The following is a 22,483-nucleotide window of genomic DNA, read 5'->3' on the forward strand; positions in this document are numbered from 1 at the left end:
GCTGTTATTGTCCAAAATGTCACTGCACGATTCTTCTATGCTTGGCTAACCGCCGTATGCTCATGTATAAGTTCCGTAACAATCGATACCGCCTGGTCGATCTCTTGTGTAGTGACGTACAGATTCGGAAGCAGCCGGATCACATTCGGTCCTGCCGTTACGAACAGCAGCCCGCGGCTCTGCCCTTTCAGCACCAGCTCGCCAACCGGCTCAACGCATTCGATGCCGATCAGCAGACCTTTACCCCGGATCGCCTTCACAAAGGGATGACTACCGAGGCTCTCATTCAGCTTCGTCATCAAATATTCTCCGGCTTCGGCCGCACGCTGCGGCACATTGTCCTCCAGCATCGTTTCGATAGTGGCCTGGATAACGGCGCTCGCAATCGGTGTGCCGCCAAACGTTGTCGCATGGCTTCCTGCCGTGAAGGCTTCGCGCAAGTAAGCTTTACCCAGCATCGCGCCGACCGGGAACCCGGAGCCGAGCCCTTTGGCCACGGTAAAGATATCCGGCTCAATGCCGTAATGCTCATGCGCAAACAGCTTCCCGGTCCGGCCCATGCCCGTCTGCACCTCGTCCACGATCAGCAGCAGTCCATGCTTCTTGCACAGCTCGGTGACGGCTTGAAGGAACTCCGGCTCTACCGGATGCACACCGCCCTCCGCCTGCACCATTTCGATCATGATCGCAGCAGTGTTGTCGTTAACAGCCGCTTCCAGTGCCGGAAGGTCATGCAGCGGAACGCTTTTGAAGCCTGCCGGAAGCGGAAGGAACCCTTCCTTTACCTTATCCTGGCCTGTGGCCGTCAGCGTAGCCAGCGTCCGTCCATGGAAGGACTGCGTAAACGTAATGACCTCGTAGCGCCCCGTTCCCTTCACCTTCTGATGGTAGCGGCGCGCCAGCTTAATGGCCGCTTCGTTCGCTTCCGCCCCACTGTTGCAGAAGAAAACCGCATCCGCGCAGGTGTTCGCTGTCAGCAGCTCGGCTGCTTTTTCCTGACCCGGAATGTGGAACAGGTTCGAGACATGCCACAATTCATCCAGCTGGGACTTCAGCTTCTCTTTCACTTTTACCGGGGCATGGCCGAGATTCGTTACCGCCAGGCCCGCCATAAAATCAAGATATTTGTTGCCTTGAGCGTCCCATAACCAGCTTCCTTCCCCTTTGACCAGGGCGATTGGATATCTGGCGTACGTCTGGAACAACGAGCTTTCATTCGCTGCTTTAACACCGCCTGCTGCTGTTTCTTTTCCCATAACCTTCACACACTCCTTTGCATTTGGCATAGCTTCGTGTTTCACGTTTGAACCGTCGTACGATATGAACATCCATTAAGCTTAACCAGCACTGCGCATGTGGATTGTTCTTCCGATCGCTGTTGCCCCCAGATTGTTATTGAAATGATTGCAGCGGTTAAAATCCGGGGGCAAAGGCGACCGCGCTACTTCTCCAGAACAATTCCACCTTCTCCGTTGAAGCCGCTCTGTCTATAATCTCTAATCTCAATTTACATCCGCACGATGCGCGTACCCAGCACTTCTCCGCCAAGCACGCGGCTCAGTACATTCGGCTCGCTTCCGTCCACGATGACAACCTCGCTCACCTTGCCGTGAATGCAGCTGATGGCCGCTCTGACCTTCGGTATCATGCCGCCGTAGATTTCGCCTGTCCCGATCATATCCTCGATCTCCTGAACCGTCACGGTTGGAAGCACCCGCTTCTCGCCGCCCGATCCTTTCATAATTCCAGGTACGTCAGTGACAACGATCATCCGGTTTACGCCCAGATGAGAAGCCACGGCACCCGCCGCCGTATCGGCATTAATGTTGTAGCGCTGACCGGACAGATCCACCCCAATCGGCGCAACCACCGGCATGTAGCCCATCTCCAGCACGCCGCTCAGGATGGATGACTTCACAAACGTAACGTCGCCTACCCAGCCGACCTCCGCGTGGTTCGTCACCGGTTTGGCCACGATCAGCCCACCGTCCGAGCCGGATAAACCGATGGCAGAGCCGCCTACGCTTTGAATCCTTCGTACGATCTGCTTATTGATGGTGCCCGCAAGCACCATCTCCACAACGTCCAGCACATCCTCCGTCGTCTTGCGCAGCCCGTTCACGAACTCGGTCTCGATGCCAAGCTTCTCCAGATTGCCGGAGATCGCGGGTCCGCCACCATGAACGATAACGGGATTAACTCCCTTTTGCTGCAGATTCTTCAAATCCTCGAAGAAGCTGTCAGGAAGGGCCGCGAGCGTACTGCCGCCGCATTTCATCACGAACGTATCCGCACCTGATCTTTGAACCGGCAGCGTAACCTTTTGATCGATCGTGCTCTTCATATCCGTCTCCTCCGTCCTACTGAATGTTTATCTACGTACGATAAGCCGCATTAATGCGGACATAGTCATAAGTTAAATCACAACCCCAGGCCGTAGCCGAGCCATTTCCGATATGCAGCTTCACGTCAATATCCACGGTGTCTCCCTGAAGGTAAACCAGAGCCGCATCCTCGTCAAAAGCAACGGGTCTTGACTGCTCCAGCACCGAAATCGGGCCTATGGCAATATCGACCGTCTCCGGATTAACCGGGCGGCCCGCACGGCCGACAGCCGCAATAATGCGTCCCCAGTTGGCATCTGCGCCGAATACGGCGGATTTGACCAGGCTGGAGCCAATAATCGTCTTGGCAATCGCTTGCGCGTCATCATCGCTTTCAGCACCGTCCACGCGAACCTCGATCAGGCGGGAAGCTCCCTCTCCGTCACGCGCGATCGCCTTCGCCAGCTGCTGGCAAACATAATGGAAGCCAGCTGCGAATGCATCCCAATCCGGGTGCTCCGGCGAAAGCATGTCGTGCCCCGCCATGCCGCTAGCCATCGCGACAAGCATATCGTTGGTGCTCGTATCGCCATCCACCGTAATCATATTAAAGGTCAGATTGGTCGTTTCGCGCAGCAGCAGCTGCAACGCTTCCTGACCAATGACCGCATCTGTCGTCATAAATCCGAGCATGGTCGCCATGTTCGGATGAATCATCCCCGACCCCTTCGCTGTTCCGGCGATAGTCACCTTCGTACCGTTAACTTGAACGGTCACGCAGGCTTCTTTTTTCACGAGATCGGTTGTCAAAATCGCTTGGCTGAAGCTCTCAGCTCCTTCGCTTCCGCCGCTAAGTCGTGCAGGCAGGCCAGCAATCCCCGAGGAAACGCGGTCCATCTTCAGCAGTTCCCCGATGACTCCCGTTGAGGCGACGGCCACATCGATCTCGTCCAGGCCGAATTGCGCAGCCGTATTGGCACGCATCGTGTAAGCATCCTCTTCACCCTGCTTACCCGTACAGGCATTGGCATTCCCGCTGTTCACGACAATCGCGCGAAGCTTGCCGTCCTGCAGGCTTTCACGCGTTACCTTCAGCGGTGCCGCTTGAAACAGATTCGTCGTATATACAGCTGCCGCCACGGCAGGCACGTCACATACAATGACACCCAGATCGTTACGGTCGGTCTTCTTAAGTCCACAGTGGAGTCCGGCAGCCTTGAAGCCTTGCGGCGTTACGATGCTGCCCCCATCAATAATCGCAAACATATTCTCTCCCATGTCTGTATCCCCAGCCGCTTACGGATAAATCGGCGTAAACGTAAGTCCGAGGCTCTCCTCCCATCCCATCATCAAATTCAGGTTCTGGATTGCCTGACCGGCCGCACCCTTCACCACGTTGTCAATGACCGATATAATGGTCACTCTGTTCGTACGCGCATCTACCGCGAATCCGATGTCGCAGTAATTGGACCCGCTGACTTCTTTTGTCGCAGGCCATACGCCCAAGTCCCGGATTCTCACAAACTTGCGATCCTTGAAATACTGGCGATACAGTTCAATAAAATCCTCTTCCGTGTATGGACCATTCAGCGTGGCATACATGGTGGTCATGATTCCCCGCGTCATCGGCACCAAATGGGTGGTAAAGGTAACAGTAATGGGTTCGCCCGCTACCTGAGTCAATACCTGCTCAACCTCGGGAATATGCTGGTGCTTATTCACCTTATAGGCTTTGAAGTTCTCATTGATCTCGGCATAATGCGTCATCAAACTCGTTCCCCGGCCTGCACCGGATACGCCGGATTTGGCATCGATAATAAGGGAAGAGGCATCAATCCATCCCGCGCTGATGGCCGGAATCAGCCCGAGCAGCGTCGCTGTCGGATAGCAGCCCGGATTGGAGATGAAATCGACATCGCGGACCTCTTCGCCAAACACTTCGCATAGACCGTATACGGCTTTCTCCAATAGTTCCGCACTCGGAGCCGTATGCTTATACCACTGTTCATACACTGCCTCGTCTTTTAAGCGAAAATCTCCCGACAGATCAATGACCTTCAGGCCTGCATCCAGCAGCTCCGGCACCAGCTTGGCACTGACGCCCGAAGGCGTGGCCGCGAACACCAGGTCTGCCACCTCAGCGATTTCCGCCGGGTTAACGCCATCCAGGTTCTGGGTCATGATATTTGTCAAATGCGGAAAACCGTCCGATATCGGTACGCCTGCAGTTGAAGACGAGATTACCGATGTAATCTCAACGCGCGGGTGTGCTTGCAGCAGCCGGATCAGTTCCACGCCACCGTAGCCGGTAGATCCTACAATAGCTACTTTTACTATGTTTGTGTCTGTCATTTCTCCTCATCCCTCTCCCCAAGGAACAGCTGAAGGACCTTATGCAAGGTCCCATTCATCCATCCTTCATCTCTACGTCATACTCATCCGTTTCCTTCATCCGATCGATCACGCTGCCGCTGATGCTATCCTCATCATATGATGGGTTATCAAAAACCACGCGTGTCTACTGGTGCTTCTTGATATCATTTTTACTTCAAGAAGCAGTCAAGCTGGTAATGGTCTTCTTCGGAGTTTTTGTCTCCTGCGTTAGCACACGCTTTATTCCTAGGTATTCATTGACTTTATCCGTCTCATAAATATGTATTATTATACGACTGTATTCATATAAATACAATGGATTATTCAAATTTGATCCCATTGCACATGAATTCCAATCGCCTACAAATGCTAAAGAGTTTCATATTCATCTTTTAAAATGGAGTATAATTTGAGGTCCCAATGTCGCCCTTTGGCCTTTATCCCCTTCCTCAACGTCCCCTCATAGGACATGCCGATCTTCTCCATCACACGCTGAGAGCCGATATTCCCTTCTATGCAACGCGCTTGGATGCGCACAAGATCCATTTCACCAAAACCGAGTTTCAGTAGAGCAGAAGCAGCTTCCGTCATGAGACCTTGTCCCCAACAATCCCGCGCGAGTACATATCCAATCTCGGCACTCTGCTGTTCGGGCTTCCACCATACGAAATCCACCGTCCCGACCAGACGTTCGCTTTCCTTCAGCTCGATTCCCCAAGGGGCAATATCATGCTTGGCATACTGGACAAGTATAAACTGGATGAATTTCTTACTGTCGTTGATCGAGCGGTGAGTTTCCCATGTTACGTACTTGGCAACCTCATCATCAGAGGCATAGGCATACATCTGGTCCGCATCCTGCATCGATATTCTGCGAAGTCTCAGGCGTTCGGTTTCCAGCACCGGCAAATTAGCAAAGATCCGTTCGATTTCCATAATCTCCTACCCCCTGAACAATATTAGATACCATTATATGCTCTTTGCTAGAAAAATAAAGGAAAATTCAAGGCATATCGGCTTGGCTCCCACCGGACAGTAGATCCCAATCGGAAAAACGACTATCGACGCACTTCACAGAGGACAGACCACGTTTAGAGGAAGCTTTGCTTGCAACTCAACGAACGGTTCAGCTTCGCTGAAAACTTATACATTCTATAGTCCACAAAAAAAAGAGACGGTGATATACACCGCCTCTTCAAGTGCCGAGAACCTCTCGACACAGCTTTTATTGTTTTACGCCTTAATATTGCGGAAGCCCTCACCCAATACCTCATGGGCATTGCTAATGATGACAAACGCATTCGGATCCACTGATTGTACCACCGTCTTCAGACGTGGAATTTCACTCTGTCCGACCACAACCATCAGAACCGTCCGGTGTTCACCCGTATAGCCTCCCTCTGCGGTCAGCTTGGTTAATCCACGGTCGAGGTCCTCGAGGATGGCCTTGGTTATCGGCTCCGTATGATCGGATATAATGTAAGCCACCTTGGTGAAGCTAAAGCCCAGCTCAATCGCATCAATCACTTTGCCTGTCACGTACAGTCCAATGAGTGCGTACAACGCCTGCTCCAGCGACAGCACGAGGGCTGCCGAAGAGATCACAATCGCATCCAAGAGCACGACGCAAAGGGAGAAGCTGAGGCCGCTGTATTTTTGCAGGAGCTGAGCCACGATGGTCAATCCACCGGTTGAACCCCTGCCGCGATAGACCAGCCCCATGCCGATCCCGACGCCGATCCCGCCATAGATGGAAGCCAAGAGGGGATTGGAGGTTGGAATCGGCCAGTCCTTGGTCAAAAATACGAACAATGGCAAAACCACGCTTCCCAAAAGGGAACGAATGCCATAGTCACGTCCTAGCAGCCAGAAGCCGAGCACAAACAAGGGGATATTGAGCGCCCACTGCGTAAAGGCCGGTTCAATACCGAGCCAGGCTTGCGCGAGAACCGACAATCCGGACACACCGCCTGAGGCGATGTGGTTGGGCAAGAAAAACAGATTAAATGACAGCGCCATAATAAAGGAGCCGATGATGATAAAAACGGTGTCCACCGTCTGTCGAAGGGGACCGTTGATCGGAATCAGGGGTTCTCTTTTTCTTTTGTTAATCGATGGATTGCCAGCGGATTGCGCCATAGTTCTTCAAATCTCTCCTCAACGTCCTACTCGACTTCCTGCTTGATCTGGCTGCGCAAATATCCATCGATAAAAGCATCCAGATCCCCGTCCATGACGGCTCCTATATTTCCGGTCTCCACCTGTGTACGATGGTCTTTCACCATGCTGTACGGATGGAAAACATACGAGCGGATCTGGCTGCCCCATGCGATGTCGGACTGCTCGCCGCGGATTTCCGCCAATTCCTTCTGCTGCTCTTCAATCTTGCGCTCGTAGAGCTTGGAACGAAGCATGGTCATCGCACGCTCACGGTTCTTAATCTGGGACCGTTCATTCTGACAGGTTACGACCACACCCGTTGGCAAGTGAGTGATCCGTACGGCCGAGTCCGTCGTATTGATATGCTGACCACCGGCACCGCTCGCACGGTAAGTATCAATCTTCAGGTCCTCCGTGCGGATGTCCAGTTCAATCTCATCGTTAATCTCCGGAACGACGTCACAGGACACAAATGAGGTATGGCGACGGCCGGAAGAATCGAACGGGGAGATCCGAACCAGGCGATGCACGCCTTTTTCGGCCTTCAAATACCCATAAGCATTGTAGCCCTTAATGAGCAGCGTCACACTTTTGATTCCCGCTTCATCCCCAGGCAAATAATCCAGCGTCTCTACCTTGAAGCCGCGTTTTTCCGCCCAACGCGTATACATGCGATGCAGCATTTGGCCCCAGTCCTGCGACTCGGTACCCCCCGCGCCCGGATGCAGCTCAAGGATGGCATTCATTTTATCGTAAGGCTGGTTCAACAGCAGTTGGAGTTCAAACTCTTCTACACGCCCAACCAGGTCCTTGATCGTCTCTCCAATTTCTCCCGCAAGAGAGTCATCGCCTTCTTCATCCGCCAGCTCGATCATCACGACGGCATCGTCGTAATCCGCTTGCAGCTTCAGATATTGATCCACGGATGACTTCACGGCATTCATCTCGGCAATGAGCGCCTGAGCTTTCTCATTGTCGTCCCAGAAATCCGGGGCCGCCATCTTCTCTTCAAAGTTCTCAATCATCTCCTGCTTTAAATCTAAGTCAAAGAGACCCCCTAAGATTGGTTAGTTTCTTGCTAATTTCACGCAGGTCCTGCTTCACACTTGGATCGATCATGAGTCCTCGCCCTTTCTTATCTTCATGTAATAATTTCAGTATACCCTCTCCTGTATGAAAAACGTTCCATTTCAAGAGAAAATCCATGTCACATCGCTTCACAACAGGTTTCGCTGTTTATTCAGATAAACTCCCTTAAGCGCAACAGTGATTCCGGATCACGGTGGAATAGACCACAATCACCCGGTTCATCTGCCGCTCTTAAGGGAGTTGAAAAGTTCCCGCCCATATTCTGGACGGGCTTATAAGAATCACCGAATTCGTCGGTTTTAGCGAAACTGAACAAATTCGATCATCGCAAGAAAATGATCCTCTACACGCGATCCGACTGCTGTAAAAGCGCGTCGATGGATGCTTTTCTTATATTATATTCATCGCCAATAGGCCGTATCGCTTATGCGTTCTGTCCATGGCAGTGCTTATATTTCTTGCCGCTGCCGCAAGGGCATGCATCATTCCGGCCAATCTGTTCAGCCACTTGGACCGGACGCTTCTCGGCAGGTTCGCTGCTGCTGTTCGTGGAGACTTTGTTCTCGTCCACAACGGCTTGACGCTCCTGATTCGTCGCGATTTGGGCCTTCATGATGTACGTCGCCACTTCTTCCTGGATCGTCGCGATCATGGCATTAAACATTTCGAAGCCTTCGAATTGGTATTCGCGAAGCGGATCGGTACCGCCGTAAGCACGAAGGTGAATACCTTGACGCAATTGGTCCATTGCATCGATATGATCCATCCACTTACTGTCTACCGCACGCAGCACGATAACCTTCTCGAACTCGCGAACCATTTCTTCGCCGATGGCTTGCTCACGCTCTTCGTACTTCTTCATCACGCGATCGAAGATGTACTCGGTAAGCTCTTCTGCTTCTTTACCCCACAGATCTTCGCGGGTAACGGCACCCTCGTCCAGCAGCTTGCTGTTGACGTAGTCTGCCACTTCTTGCAGTTCCCAGTTCTCCGGAATGTCATCGCTGCAGTGAGCCTGAACGACACGATCAATGACCGGCTTAATCATCTCTACAACGATTTGCTTAATGTCTTGGGACTCCAAGATCTCGCGGCGCTGTTTGTAGATGATCTCACGCTGCTGGTTCATGACGTCATCATATTGGAGAACGACTTTACGCATGTCGAAGTTATTGCCTTCTACCCGCTTCTGCGCGGATTCAACCGCACGGGTAATCATTTTGCTCTCAATCGGCTGGTCTTCTTCGAAACCAAGACGCTCCATCATGTTCAGCACGTTGTCCGTACCAAAACGTTTCATCAGCTCATCGCCGAGGGACAGATAGAACTGAGTCGACCCCGGGTCACCCTGACGACCGGCACGACCACGCAGCTGGTTATCGATCCGGCGCGATTCGTGGCGTTCCGTACCGATAATGTGAAGCCCGCCAATATCCTGTACGCCTTCACCAAGCAAAATATCCGTACCGCGTCCCGCCATGTTCGTCGCGATCGTTACCGATCCCGGCTGACCGGCGCGGGAAATGATTTCCGCTTCCTCCGCATGGTACTTCGCATTCAGAACTTTATGCTGGACGCCTTTGCGCTTCAGCATTTCCGATAAACGCTCGGAGTTCTCGATGGAAACCGTACCCACCAGAATCGGCTGGTTCTTTTTGTGACGCTCCACGATCTCAGCTACAACCGCCTTAAACTTGCCCTCTTCGCTCTTGTAAACCACATCCGGCATGTCGATGCGCTGATTCGGTTTGTTCGTAGGAATTTGCAGCACTTCAAGACCATAAATCTTCTTGAATTCTTCTTCCTCGGTTTTCGCCGTACCGGTCATACCTGCCAGCTTGCGATACATCCGGAAGTAGTTCTGGAAGGTGATCGTTGCAAGGGTCATGCTCTCATTCTGAACCTCGATGCCTTCCTTCGCTTCAATCGCCTGGTGGAGTCCGTCGCTGTAGCGGCGTCCAGCCATCAGACGTCCCGTGAATTCATCAACGATAACCACTTCATCATCGGTAACAACGTAATCCACATCGCGGCGCATGATCACGTTCGCTTTCAGCGCTTGTACAATGTGGTGGTTCAAGGTTACGTGGTTATGGTCATACAGGTTGTCAATACCGAAGGAACGCTCCGCCAGCGCTACGCCTTTTTCCGTTAAGGCCACGGATTTGACTTTAATGTCTACCGTATAATCCTCTTCCGCCGTCAGACGCTTCACGAAACGGTCAGCGGCAAAATACAGCTCGGTCGATTTCTGAGCTTGACCCGAGATGATGAGCGGCGTACGCGCTTCGTCAACCAGGATGGAGTCCACTTCATCAATGATACAGAAATAGAGTGGACGCTGAACCATCTGCTCTTTGTAGAGGACCATGTTGTCCCGCAGATAGTCAAAGCCGAACTCATTGTTCGTACCGTACGTAATATCGCAAGCATAAGCCTGCTGTTTATCCGGGTGTTCCATGCCGCTCAGGTTAACCCCGACCGTCATTCCCAGGAAATTATATATTTGCGCCATCTCTTGGCTGTCACGCTGTGCCAGATAATCATTGACCGTTACAACGTGAACACCTTTGCCAAGCAGGGCATTTAAGTAAACCGGCAGCGTACCTACAAGGGTCTTACCTTCACCGGTCTTCATCTCTGCAATTCTGCCTTCGTGGAGGGCCATTCCTCCGATCAGCTGCACGTCATAGTGACGCTTGCCGAGTGTCCGTCTGGAAGCTTCACGAACTGTCGCAAACGCTTCAGGAAGCAATTCCTCCAGCGTCTCACCTTTCTCGATCCGCGCACGGAACTCTTCGGTTTTGGATTGCAGCTGCTCATCGGAGAGCTTCTCAAAATCCGGTTCCAGTTTGTTGATTACATCGACCGTCTTCATGAGACGTTTGACATCACGCTCGTTGGTGTCGCCGAATATCTTTTTGACAAGTCCTAGCATGGTTAACCCCTTTCGTGCAAAACAAGTGATAGAATCAACTTCATTAAATGCCAAAGGGTTAAATGATGAAATCGATTCATTGATTCCTTATGATGGTCCCATTTCATGCAGGCTAAAAAGCCCGTCCCATAAAATGAGGGTTTGCATAAATTGTAACAGTTTGTAAGGGATGCCGCAACAATATGTGCTATCACAAGAGATGTCTGTTACGTGAAGCCCTTACTCTATGAGACGCGGGAAGGCTCAAAAAAGTTGCGTGGAGCATTTACCCAGTCATAACCAATGGAAGTATATTCATTTCATAAATGAAACTCTACATCTAAGTGGGTGCCAAATATTCATCTCTCATTGTCCGAAAACAACAAAGACTCCGCCCTAGAACTATCGCTGAATCGTGGCTAACCGAACGTTAATCCTCTTATATAGGAAGTCCTTAAGACGTTGTACCTGAAGCTGTTAAAGAAACGGCCCCGAAGTCCCCTAAGAGCCACCTCATTGAAAAAAATGATTGCACTATTCAGCACACTCCGATGGGCTTACCATCATATGCCAGCGTCTTTACGATGCCTATCGCATCGAAAACGTATATATCCAAATAAAGAGCCCCACCCGCTTACACGGATGAAGGCTCATCTTACATTTCAATTTCATTTCAACGTTTAAAATTTAAAATTCGATCAGGTCCAACTGCCTCTGCATTCCGTTTGGAATACCGTTTAAAAACTTAGTCCCGCTCGATCAATCCGTACTTGCCGTCATCACGCTTGTAAACGACATTTACTTCTTGTGTGTCAATGTTGGAAAATACGAAGAAATTATGGCCTACCATGTTCATCTGCAGGATCGCTTCTTCCACGTCCATCGGCTTCATGGTAAAACGTTTCGTACGGACAACTTCGTAATTGTCCTCGTCATACTCGACTTGCTCTGCATCCATCTGACTGGTTGCCGCTGCTCCGTTCGCCGCAATAAGCGTCTTCAGTCCGCCCTCTTGCTTGATCTTACGGTTCAGCTTGGTTTTGTGCTTGCGAATCTGACGTTCCAACTTGTCCACAACAGCGTCAATGGAAGCGTACATATCATCGCTTCGGTCTTCCGCACGCAGTACCACGCCTGTGAGCGGAATGGTCACTTCCACTGTGTGCAATCCTCGAATGACATTCAGGGTGACATATCCTTCGGAGGTGGGGGGTGCATCAAAATACTTATCTAGCCTGCTGAGTTTCTTGTCAACATAGTCTTTCAAAGCATCGGTCACTTCAATTTGTTGACCTCGGATAGTGAATTGCATTGGGCACTCCTCCTTTGCACCTTCATTATAGCATTTTGTTAAGGCTATGTAAAAAGTCAGAATTATGAATTTTAGCACAATATTTTAAAGGGGTCGGCGCACAGAAAAAAGACTCCGGACGAACCGGAGTCTTGGGCTAGCGAATCTCGAACTGTTAATCATCTATACCGTTTATGTAGGTCGGCTGTGCCGGGATGATTATAATTTGATTACGTTAGCTGCTTGCGGGCCACGAGCGCCTTCAACGATCTCGAATTCTACGGATTGTCCTTCTTCCAGAGTCTTGAAGCCCTCGGATTGGATCGCGGAGAAATGTACGAATACGTCGCCGCCGTCCTCAGTCTCGATGAAGCCATAACCTTTCTCTGCGTTGAACCATTTCACTTTACCTTGCATGCACTAACATTCCCTTCATTGTCAAATAAAGTGTGACACTAATTGTCCACATTTCCGACTATAGCACCCGACTTATCCAGTGTCAATTACCAAGGAAAAGGTTTTCTTTTGCAAAAAAACCGGAAAAATGTCGACTTGGCTTCAGGCCTGAGTTGGCGGGCAAAAATAGTTTGCGGACAAAATAGGTTTATGGTTATTTACCCGGGGAGAGAGGGGGTGAAACAAGTGGCATATTTTTATTTGACGATGGATGTCACAGCTATATTGATATCATATTCTTTATAAAAGATTAAATAGTAACGGGTACTTTTCGATATAAAATATATGACTATTTACATGAGGAGACATCTATATGTGGCAAAGCGGTGAGGCAAATAATGAGACTATAATCTTTATTCACGGGGTAATTGGAAACCACGCAGCTTTCAAAAAAGAGTTTCAAATATTATCAAAGTCTTACAGAGTAATATCATTCGACTTAATAGGTTATGGACCTGGAGACGTTGGAAGAAGTATTCCTATTGATCTTAATTCATTTGTTAATCAACTGAATAATATATATGATCATTTCGGGATTGATTCAGCTCACTTATGTTCGTTAAGCTACGGTAGTTATATATCAAATTTATATACATCTATATATCCTGAAAAAGTGCTTTCTCTTTGTCATGTTGGAGGTTATTATAATAATCCATCTGAGCTGAGAAGTGTACTTCGGCAACTTTGGGAAGCTAGAAATGATGAATATTTAACATGGGCAAAACGGTATTCCGATAGTTTTAACCCAATTAGAAATAACGCTTCTTTTGAATTCATTAAGAGGGGCAGAAATCAGTGCTTTGATTTTGCCAGTAAACTACATCCCAGTGTTTTAATTAAGTCTGTAGATATACAATTAAACTTTGATATAAAGTCAATCATCCAAAATATTAAACACCCAATTCTATGGATTATGGGGGAGGATGACGTTCTCTTTAAAAGTCCCTTGTATGATTTATCATTTATCTTACCGAATGTTAAGTTTTTTGAGATAGAAAAAGCCGGACATGTAGCTCATAAGGAGAACCCTGAAAAGTTTATGAACTTATACCTAAACTTTTTAAGAGAGTTATAGTTATATATTATTCTTTAGGAGGTGAGTCGTGTGAAAATAAACGTATTAGTGTTTCCATGCGGGTCTCAAGCAGCCATCGAAATAAACAATTGTTTAAAAGAATCTTTACGTTTTGAAATATTCGGAGCTTCAAGTGTAGATGATCATGGAAAGCATATTTATAAAAACTATATAGGGGACTTGCCCAATATATCAGCTCACAATTTCATACAAAAACTCAACGAGGCTATCAATAATGACAATATAAAATATATTATTCCCACACATGACAGTGTAGCTCTTTATTTAATGGAGAATCGATTACACATTGGCGCGACTATCGTAGCATCTGACTTGGAAACTGCAAAAGTTTGCCGCTATAAGTCAATGTTATATGAGCGCTTTAAGAAGTATGATTTTAATCCAATCACTTATAATAATATTTATGATATTTTAACGTTTCCTATATTTTTGAAACCCGATAATGGGCAAGGGGGAAACGGGACTCATATTGCTTATAATAAAGACGAACTGCAATATATCATTACTAAATTTCCTAATTTATTATTGTGTGAGTACCTACCCGGGCAGGAACTCACAATTGATTGTTTTACCGATCGCAAAGGTAACCTTAGATTAGTAAGTCCGAGAACAAGAGAACGAACGTTAAGTGGAATAAGCGTAAAAAGCCGTTTATTAGAACCAAGTCAAGAAATAACAAATATAGCAGTTCAAATAAACAAAGAACTTAGCTTTCGGGGATACTGGTTTTTTCAACTCAAAGAAGATCATTCAGGGAAATTCAAGTTAATGGAGGTATCTACCAGGTTCGCTAGCTCTGCCTCTTTGACATTCAGTAAGGATATAAATTTGCCACTTTTAACTCTTCTAGATTTTGAAGATCTGGATATCGATATTTTACCGAACAACTATGATGTAGAAATGGATAGGTCATTCATAAATAGATATCATTTAGGGATCGACTATGAACGAGTCTATGTAGATTTAGATGATACTCTAATTCTTAGGAATGAGTATTGTAATGAACAACTACTAGCTTTTTTATATCAATGCCTTAGAAAAAAACGAGAAATGGTATTAATTACTAAGCATATCTCAAATGTAACCGACACGCTTAACAAGTTCAAAATACATCCAGGTCTCTTTACCGACGTTATACACATTAAGCCTGAGGAGCATAAACATCTATTTATTTCTGAAGACAAGAAATCTATTTTTATAGACAATTCATTCGCTGAAAGAAAAAAGGTAAAAGAAATAATCGGAATCCCAACTTTTGACCTAAGTAACGTAGAGTGTTTATTAGACTGGAGAGGATAATTACATGTTAACCATTGAAGATAAAAGATGTACCATATTGTCACAAAAAGCTGAAATATTCGAAATGCTTTTTAGTTCTCTCTACCCCATTTATATTTTTGGAATTAATCACGAAAGCAACCACCTATTAGACGTTTTACCAAGAAATAAAATTAACATTAATGGTATTATTGATGATTATACTGAGCATAAGATGTACAGAAATTATACTATCAAAAAATCAAATGAAATAGAAAAGTCAGCAATTGTCATTTCTTGCGTGATAGATGGAAAAATGATTACCGTTCTAGATAAACTAAAAAAACTTGGTGTCGAGCGCGTACTAACTTACTTTGACCTTCGCCTAAAGTTTCCCAACATTATTAAAGAAGTCAGATTTTGTAATAATAATGTAATTGATATTGAAACATCAAGAAAAGAATATGATTGGGTTTATTCCATACTAAATGATAATCTGTCTAGAGAAACCCTGCAACAATTAACTGATTTTAGATACAATTATAATACGGAAGCGATGCGATTCTTTCCCTTTAGGCTAGAACAACAGTATTTTGAGGATTTCATTAAATTTAATGCAAATGAGGTCTTTGTTGACTGTGGGGGGTTTGATGGAGTAACGACCCAGACATTTATCAAACGAGTGCCTAATTACAAAAAAATATTCTATTTTGAACCATCTATTAGACAAATGGAGCTTTCGTCAGAAAGATTACGCAGTTATGATAATATCTCTTTTTTCAATTTTGCCACCTTTAATAAAAATGCAACTTTGAAATTTGATGATAGCCAAGGGTCGTCAAGTTCAATTTCCGACAATGGTGATGTTATCGTTGAAGCCGTAACACTCGATAGGATCATTAATGAAGCAGTAACTTTTATGAAGCTCGATGTTGAAGGAGCTGAATATGAAACCCTTCAAGGAGCCGAGAATATAATTAGAACCTATAAACCCAAATTAGCAGTTTGTGTTTATCATAATCAGAGCGATTTTTGGAGAATCCCGAAGTTACTAAAACAATATAATCCAGACTATAAGATATACTTAAGACATTATACGGAAGGTTTATTAGAAACTGTTATGTTTTTTGTCTAACAAAAAGAGAGGTGTCCCCCTCTCTTTTTCATTTGTCAGCATTTTAGTTCGTATTGCTTCAAAAGTGAGACTGCATCTTCTCTAGAGTTAAACATTAAGACATCAATGATTGATAGAAAAGGCACAAAAGTTTCCCGCTTAAATTGTTGATATTGGATTTCTTTTGATTCTAAAAAGAAGAGTTCAATATTATTTTCACAAAATTTATCTTTCGAATACAATTCAATTCCACCAATTGGATTTATATATTCCCGACCTTCTAATCGTTTTACGATGTCAATTATTGCATCTTCCCCTCGAAGTGTCCGATCCCTATTTGTTTCTGAAGACAAAATAATTGAAGTATCAATTTCCAAGTAAGCGCAAATTTTTTTTAGCTGATTTGTTAAAAATTGTGCAATATTAAGGTTGTTATAACTAAATATTTCTTGGATTAAGCTGATGGTTTCCTCATAATACGGAGCTTTCGAATAAAAGTAACTTAAACTCTTCAAAAACTTCTCCTTTTCCTTTTCAAACTCACTTGAAAAACAACGTTCATTGATAGCTAATAACGAAGAATCTTTTCTCAAACTCATGGTAAACAAAAAAGGCTGCCCATTATTAAGGACTCTGTTCCGGTTTACCCAACCTCTATTAATATATTGGACATCATCATAGATTACAAAAACATCTGCATATTTCATCAATTGAAAATACCCGATATAAGGGAAAAGGTATGGTTGCATTATGGCTATTTTCATAAAAGTGCCTCTTTTACTGTTTGAATGATTCGCTTTTGATCGTTAACTTCTAAGGAGTCATACATAGGGAGACAGAGAATCCTGCTAGATATAGAATTAGATACGGGCATGAATTCAGAATCAATATAATTTAATTGGTCTAATGACGGATAAAAGTATCTTCGAGGCATAATATCCTCTCTACGTAATAATTCTCTAACTTTTAGCATGGATTCCTCATCTTCTAAGATGATGGGAAAATAACTGTAATTGTAACTGCATTTATTATTATGACTTTGCAAAATTATTCGTGCTTCTAACCTAAATGCATCTACGTATCGATTATAAATTTTTTGACGAGAAGATTGGATTTTTTCAATGTCATCTAATATGCATAATCCCATCGCGGCTTGGAACTCATTCATTTTTGCATTAATTCCGAGATAAGATATATGATCTGGGCCGTCAATTCCAAAGTCGATCACTTTCCTTGCTTTGTCATACAGTTTCTTATTGTTTATTATTAATGCGCCGCCTTCAATAGTATGAAATACTTTAGTTGCATGAAAGCTAAGGGTTGAAATATCTCCATAGTTTAGTATGCTTCTACCTTCATAACTAACACCGAATGCGTGGGCTGCATCATAGATAACCTTTAAGGCATAGGATTTTGCTAGCTTTTCAATTTCTTCAACATTACAACCATTACCAAAGACATGCACAGGGACAATTGCGCTTGTTGATTTAGTTATTTTCTTCTCAATTTCTCCAGTATCTATGTTTAATGTATTTTTATCTATATCTGCAAAAACCGGTTTTAAACCTCCCCACACCAAACTGCTTGTTGTTGCAACAAATGAAAAGGGAGTTGTTATTACTTCACCTGAAAGTTCTAACAGCTTATAAGCAACATTCAATGCAAGGGTCCCATTATTTACAAGAAGTACATTCTCTACATCTAAATATTTTGCTAATCTCCTCTCTAACTCTTGCAAAAGTTCACCATTATTGGTCAACCATTTTGATTTGAAGATATGAGAGACATAAGAATTATATTTTGCTTCATCAGGAAGATACGGTTTCGTCACATTTATCATTATAGGCTCTTCCTTTTCTATTTATTAAATAACTGTATACTTGCTGCAATTGAATTAAATACATTTTCATATTTTTCCGAAACTTCCAGCAAAATCTTCAAGGCATATTTCTTGTTTACTGACCACAGAACCGCCAATCTCCATCGCATATAACTTAATACCCTGATCTGCAGCCAAACATCCAATTTAGCTTTATTCAATTCCATAGCTGCAGCGAATGAATACAACCTTTCAAACTCCCTGATTGTTAACATCTCGTTACCTACTGGCATATTGCGAGTCAAACTTTTATCATGAACCCTGTATACTCCTACATGATCTTTGATAAAAGCTACATCACCAAGCAACATAAGTTTCAAATATAAAAAAGTGTCCTGGCTGTATACTTCTTCTAATAGACACCCCATTTTTATAGCGTCCCGACGTCGGTACACTGAGGATAGTGTACTTGGTATCGGTGGGTATTCCGATGTTTGATAATTATAAAAATACTCAATACCATTTATTGGATCCTTGATATCTAGATCGGTCCCCTTGCCCTCCTGCCCTGTCTGCATATTCTTATAATTTACATTAGCAAAAACTAATGTCACATTTGGATTAGCTTCAAGAATTGAAACAGCATTTCTTATATAGTCCGTTTGAATTAAATAATCATCATGGTTAATACCTAGCACATATTTTCCTTTTGCATGCTCATATAATAGTTTCCTTGAATTCTCGCTTGGACCTAAGTTCCTATCATTTCTTATATACCTAATCTTTTTATTATATTTATATTGTTCCATCAAAATATCAGTTCCATCCATGGACCCATCATCACCTATGACAACCTCTAAATCCTCAAAATCTTGTGCAAGAACACTATCGATAGTTTCCTTCAAATATTCTTTCATGTTATAGGTCGGAATCAGTATGCTCACTAGTGGCTCTCTTAAAGATTCGTTTTCTTCTGCGTTTATTTTGTATTGACCCTGGGCATTTAGTAAATTCTCTAATATATTATCAATTTGTTTTTTTAGTTCGGAATCAGCCTTACTCTTGGCTTCTTTGTAGCATTCAACAGCCTCGTCAGTTCGGCCTTTCAATTCATTTAAATAGCCAAAATTAAACCATATATCTGGATCCTCTTTGTTTAATACCAATCCCATTCGAATAACCTGTTCAGCACTAGTCAGATTTCCTGCCATAAGATCTACAACGGCTTCAATTGAAAAAAGTTCTTTGTCTGTTGGATTAATCAACCTGTACTGTTGAACCATTTCCTTTGCCTCATGTAAATGGCCGCTCTCAACAAGTCGTTGTATTTCTCCCTTTATTTTTCCACTCATTTCATTGTTACTAGACATTTATCCTCAATCCCTCTCCAGGTTTTTCAACATCCACTTTTCTGTTCATTGTAGTTAAAGTATATATCGGTAAAACAAGAGTATAAGTCAATAGATGTTTTTTGTTGGGAGAAGGAAAGTAACAAAAATATTGTACTCATTAAACAAAGGAACTAGCCCCTTAAAGAGCCAGTTCCTATTGAATACATTAACATAATGATGATGAATTGTAAGAATCAGTTTTATTTGGAGAAGTGATTACGCAATAATGGATTGTTATACTTTTCATTTAACAATTGCATTCTCTGGTACGCCTTCTGGGTTCCCCCGCTTTCGATAATACTATTAAGAATATCAAAGGCATCCTCATATTTAGAATGCAATATGAAAAGGTCAACTAATGAATAAAGTACTGTTTGACTTACTTTCTTGTTATTGGACAATTCAATCAATATATCCTGTGCAATCTCTGTAAAGCCAAATTCAACTAAAATAAGTGCAACTTCATACTTAGTATTAGAGCATGAATTAACATTCTTCAGAACTTTTTCAAATACTTCGTATTCTCTCAAAGATAATAATATAGTAACTGCTTGTTTAATAATCTTTTCTAAAAATGTGGATAATTTATCCGTTTTTAGAGGCAAGCCATCTACAAGGCTATGCATTATCTCCATTTCATTACGATTAAAGTACCCTTTAACAATTGGTAAATCTAGCAGTGTTTTATCTTCTAAAATCAAGGAAGTCGTAAAAAGATCCGCAAGATTATCTTCATCTAACTTTTTCAACTGCCTCCACTGACTACTTGCCAAAGTGTATTCCTTACGAAGCAATAAAGTAACTAAGCGTATATTATCAGGTAAAGATTCTTGATCAATATTCTCCAACACTTCTGCCAACAAAGTACTTCTTAACATATATAAAGATTTAACTAGCAAGAATATATCATTCTCATTCTCAGGTTTCCAAAATTGATAAAAGGTTTTGATCGTTTCATTCGGATTCGCTGAACGAATGCTTTTGAAGAATAAAGTTATTGCAGGAGAAAAACGCATATTAAATTGTAAAGAAGAAACAGCATGCTTAAGCGCTTGAGCAAAATCCAAGCGTTCAAGAGACAATTCACCCAGTTTATATGAGGCTAAATAAGTGCCTACACCTTCATTAGAGATATAATTAGATTTCTTTACTTCTCCCATGGATAACGCTTTATTATAATACAATTCTGCATCCTTAAAGGATCCAATAGATTTATAAATATTCCCTAACTCATAATAAAAATCTGTATAGAAGGGATGGACTTCGATTGCATCATTCAATACTTTTATGGCTTCATCATTTCGATTAAGAGCAACCAAACACTCGGCCATGCTTAATAACAACTTCGTTACGAAAGTGAAGTTTGTACTAATTGGATAGGCTTTCTTATAACTTTCTATAGCTTTATTGTATTTATGAACAGACTTATAGTGCGTCCCTAAATTAAAATAATTATAACCAGTCGGATTGTCTTTAATTTCTGTTATCAACAGTTCATAATTTCTTGAGTCTTTTTTCTTTTCACTTACAATTTTCTTTTGATATCCAGTATGACATATTAGAAATTCATCAAAAATTGGGGTAGTCGAATTCACCAGTACATCCAGATGTTCATGGATTCTTCCCTTATAGTTAAATTCACCGTTATTTTGAAAAAGCCTGATCGCTTGATGATTCACTATGCTGCCATCACCAATGTTTTGTATTTTTAATACATAAACTGGTTCTGTAAGATTCCACATAATTTCGTTTTTAATAGAAACATACTCATCGGCATCAAGAATTAAAATATATTCACCCGTTGCTTGACTAATAGAAAAATTACGAGCCGCTGCAAAGTTATTATCCCATTTATATTCAAATACCTTTGAATTAAATTTTTTTGCAATTTCAATCGTATTATCTGTAGAACCGGTATCAACAATTACAATTTCATCTACATACGATGAAACACTTTCCAAACACCGTGAAAGCAACTTCTCTTCATCTTTTACAATCATGCACAACGATATGGTGGCCATTATATCTCCTTACCGCCCGACATCAGATTAAGTCTATCACAAGCTTTAGGCTCATTTCCTGATGCGCAAGCATTTGAATAGTGTTTAATTGCATTAAATTTATCGCCTACTAGCTCGTAATATATCCCTAGATTATAATGGGCTTTAAAAGAGCCAACTCCGTAAACTGTTTCGTATTTCCCTGTATTTGGGTTGCCTAAATCCAGGCATTTCTCAAATAAACTTTTTACTTGTCCCAATTTAGAAATGTCTCCTTGATAAACTATACCCAGCCCTTTCAAAAAATATAAATCCGTATAATCAGGGTACATTTCGATAGCATACAACAGTAATTGTTCTAATAATCTGTAGTTTTTCGAATATAGCAAACTATATCCATATTGAAGATAGGCAGTTGAAAGGAAATCAAAATCATCCTTTCTTACTTTTGAGAAAAGCTTGCTAAACACTTCATTTGCTTTGGGATAATCCTTAGACACATAATATGTTCTAGCTAACTGATATAAGTAATACGGGTTTTCCCCGTTTATATCCAATTCCAATAAAAGCAAGTTAATATTCCGTTCTATCTTTTTTTTGCTATTCATGACATCAGTCAGGTATCCTCTGTGGTCTAGTGTAACTTTTGTGGAAATTGATTCTGGTACTTCCCCATTAATTCTTAGTTGTTCATGTATTCGACCAACATAATGATATCCATAATTATTTGGAAATAATCTTGTGATTTCGCTTACCGTATAATTCTCACCATTACCCGTTAGATTATGAACAAATATTCTTCCAGCCTGATAACTAGATAACGCACAGTATTCCTCAAGATCCCCTAATGAATCATTTATAAATAACTCATCTGCATCAATTACAAATATAAATTTTTGTGTAGCTTTTGCTATAGCAAAATTTCTGGCCTCACTAAAATTATCACTCCATTTATATTCTGCAACTACTGCGCCCAAGGAAGCAGCTATACTAGCTGTACTGTCATCAGAACAACAATCAACAACGATACACTCCTGAACATATGGAGAAATAGATTTTAAGCACATTTCTATGTTATTTTCTTCATTTCGCGCAATAATGCATGCACTTATTGGGAGTAAAGACATTTTGATCATCCTAACTCTTGTGTTAGTAGGGAGAAAGAGGATGTCATCAGACATCCTCTCAGTCAAGCA

At 43.3% G+C, this 22,483-nt stretch carries 18 protein-coding genes; 3 read left to right on the forward strand and 15 right to left on the reverse strand.

The features are described 5' to 3' along the window. Nucleotides 1-35 precede the first annotated feature (35 nt). The 10 genes from MKX98_RS31385 to MKX98_RS31430 all read right to left on the reverse strand — a co-directional run bounded on the left by MKX98_RS31385 (nucleotide 36) and on the right by MKX98_RS31430 (nucleotide 12,571). On the reverse strand, nucleotides 36-1,256 hold the full coding sequence (locus MKX98_RS31385) for an acetylornithine transaminase (RefSeq protein WP_339220275.1): 1,221 nt from the start codon (nucleotides 1,254-1,256) through the stop codon (nucleotides 36-38). 251 nt (nucleotides 1,257-1,507) lie between these two features. Continuing rightward, nucleotides 1,508-2,344 (reverse strand): acetylglutamate kinase, encoded by an 837-nt coding sequence (gene argB, locus MKX98_RS31390; protein ID WP_339220277.1) that lies wholly within the window; start codon nucleotides 2,342-2,344, stop codon nucleotides 1,508-1,510. A gap of 31 nt (nucleotides 2,345-2,375) precedes the next feature. Next, complete coding sequence (gene argJ, locus MKX98_RS31395) at nucleotides 2,376-3,602, reverse strand: bifunctional glutamate N-acetyltransferase/amino-acid acetyltransferase ArgJ (protein ID WP_220683710.1); 1,227 nt, start codon at nucleotides 3,600-3,602, stop codon at nucleotides 2,376-2,378. Nucleotides 3,603-3,620: 18 nt separating this feature from the next. After that, entirely contained in the window at nucleotides 3,621-4,676 is a 1,056-nt protein-coding gene (gene argC / locus MKX98_RS31400; RefSeq protein WP_220683709.1) for an N-acetyl-gamma-glutamyl-phosphate reductase, read from the reverse strand. Nucleotides 4,677-5,066: 390 nt separating this feature from the next. Beyond that, complete coding sequence (locus MKX98_RS31405; protein ID WP_339220278.1) at nucleotides 5,067-5,633, reverse strand: GNAT family protein; 567 nt, start codon at nucleotides 5,631-5,633, stop codon at nucleotides 5,067-5,069. Between the two features lie 297 nt (nucleotides 5,634-5,930). Further along, the gene (locus MKX98_RS31410; RefSeq protein ID WP_071219787.1) at nucleotides 5,931-6,836 is read right to left on the reverse strand and encodes a YitT family protein; all 906 of its coding nucleotides are present in this window, start codon (nucleotides 6,834-6,836) and stop codon (nucleotides 5,931-5,933) included. A 26-nt stretch (nucleotides 6,837-6,862) separates the two neighbouring features. Beyond that, a protein-coding gene (gene prfB, locus MKX98_RS31415; protein ID WP_113059739.1) for a peptide chain release factor 2 occupies nucleotides 6,863-7,976 on the reverse strand; the annotation gives its coding sequence in 2 pieces (ribosomal slippage) (nucleotides 6,863-7,903 and nucleotides 7,905-7,976; 1,113 coding nt in all). Between the two features lie 394 nt (nucleotides 7,977-8,370). Continuing rightward, nucleotides 8,371-10,884: a preprotein translocase subunit SecA gene (gene secA, locus MKX98_RS31420; RefSeq protein ID WP_071219788.1), complete on the reverse strand. Its 2,514-nt coding sequence runs from the start codon at nucleotides 10,882-10,884 to the stop codon at nucleotides 8,371-8,373. A gap of 724 nt (nucleotides 10,885-11,608) precedes the next feature. After that, nucleotides 11,609-12,175, reverse strand: coding sequence for a ribosome-associated translation inhibitor RaiA (gene raiA, locus MKX98_RS31425; protein ID WP_113059715.1), 567 nt, complete (start codon nucleotides 12,173-12,175; stop codon nucleotides 11,609-11,611). 198 nt (nucleotides 12,176-12,373) lie between these two features. After that, nucleotides 12,374-12,571 (reverse strand): cold shock domain-containing protein, encoded by a 198-nt coding sequence (locus MKX98_RS31430; protein WP_009594275.1) that lies wholly within the window; start codon nucleotides 12,569-12,571, stop codon nucleotides 12,374-12,376. A gap of 352 nt (nucleotides 12,572-12,923) precedes the next feature. Between MKX98_RS31430 and MKX98_RS31435 the strand changes: the two genes are divergently transcribed. From MKX98_RS31435 to MKX98_RS31445, 3 genes are read left to right on the forward strand one after another with little or no spacing between them, the layout of a single operon-like run. Next, nucleotides 12,924-13,685, forward strand: a complete 762-nt coding sequence (locus MKX98_RS31435) for an alpha/beta hydrolase (protein WP_339220281.1) — start codon at nucleotides 12,924-12,926, stop codon at nucleotides 13,683-13,685. Nucleotides 13,686-13,715: 30 nt separating this feature from the next. Beyond that, nucleotides 13,716-15,005 (forward strand): ATP-grasp domain-containing protein, encoded by a 1,290-nt coding sequence (locus MKX98_RS31440; protein WP_339220283.1) that lies wholly within the window; start codon nucleotides 13,716-13,718, stop codon nucleotides 15,003-15,005. Between the two features lie 4 nt (nucleotides 15,006-15,009). Beyond that, nucleotides 15,010-16,098 (forward strand): FkbM family methyltransferase, encoded by a 1,089-nt coding sequence (locus MKX98_RS31445; protein WP_339220284.1) that lies wholly within the window; start codon nucleotides 15,010-15,012, stop codon nucleotides 16,096-16,098. A 35-nt stretch (nucleotides 16,099-16,133) separates the two neighbouring features. Here MKX98_RS31445 and MKX98_RS31450 read toward each other — a convergent pair whose 3' ends face one another. The 5 genes from MKX98_RS31450 to MKX98_RS31470 form a co-directional block, all read right to left on the reverse strand. Further along, the gene (locus MKX98_RS31450) at nucleotides 16,134-16,841 is read right to left on the reverse strand and encodes a WbqC family protein (protein ID WP_339220285.1); all 708 of its coding nucleotides are present in this window, start codon (nucleotides 16,839-16,841) and stop codon (nucleotides 16,134-16,136) included. Next, nucleotides 16,838-17,917: a DegT/DnrJ/EryC1/StrS family aminotransferase gene (locus MKX98_RS31455; protein WP_339220287.1), complete on the reverse strand. Its 1,080-nt coding sequence runs from the start codon at nucleotides 17,915-17,917 to the stop codon at nucleotides 16,838-16,840. The genes MKX98_RS31450 and MKX98_RS31455 overlap by 4 nt, the downstream gene beginning before the upstream one ends. Before the next feature lie 17 nt (nucleotides 17,918-17,934). Beyond that, nucleotides 17,935-19,248, reverse strand: a complete 1,314-nt coding sequence (locus MKX98_RS31460) for a glycosyltransferase (protein WP_339220289.1) — start codon at nucleotides 19,246-19,248, stop codon at nucleotides 17,935-17,937. 239 nt (nucleotides 19,249-19,487) lie between these two features. Continuing rightward, nucleotides 19,488-21,287 (reverse strand): glycosyltransferase, encoded by a 1,800-nt coding sequence (locus MKX98_RS31465; protein ID WP_339220291.1) that lies wholly within the window; start codon nucleotides 21,285-21,287, stop codon nucleotides 19,488-19,490. A 20-nt stretch (nucleotides 21,288-21,307) separates the two neighbouring features. After that, the gene (locus tag MKX98_RS31470; RefSeq protein WP_339220293.1) at nucleotides 21,308-22,423 is read right to left on the reverse strand and encodes a glycosyltransferase family 2 protein; all 1,116 of its coding nucleotides are present in this window, start codon (nucleotides 22,421-22,423) and stop codon (nucleotides 21,308-21,310) included. Nucleotides 22,424-22,483: the final 60 nt, after the last annotated feature.

The organism is Paenibacillus sp. FSL W7-1332, assembly GCF_037969785.1.
In the GTDB taxonomy this organism is placed as follows: Bacteria; Bacillota; Bacilli; order Paenibacillales; family Paenibacillaceae; genus Paenibacillus_AQ.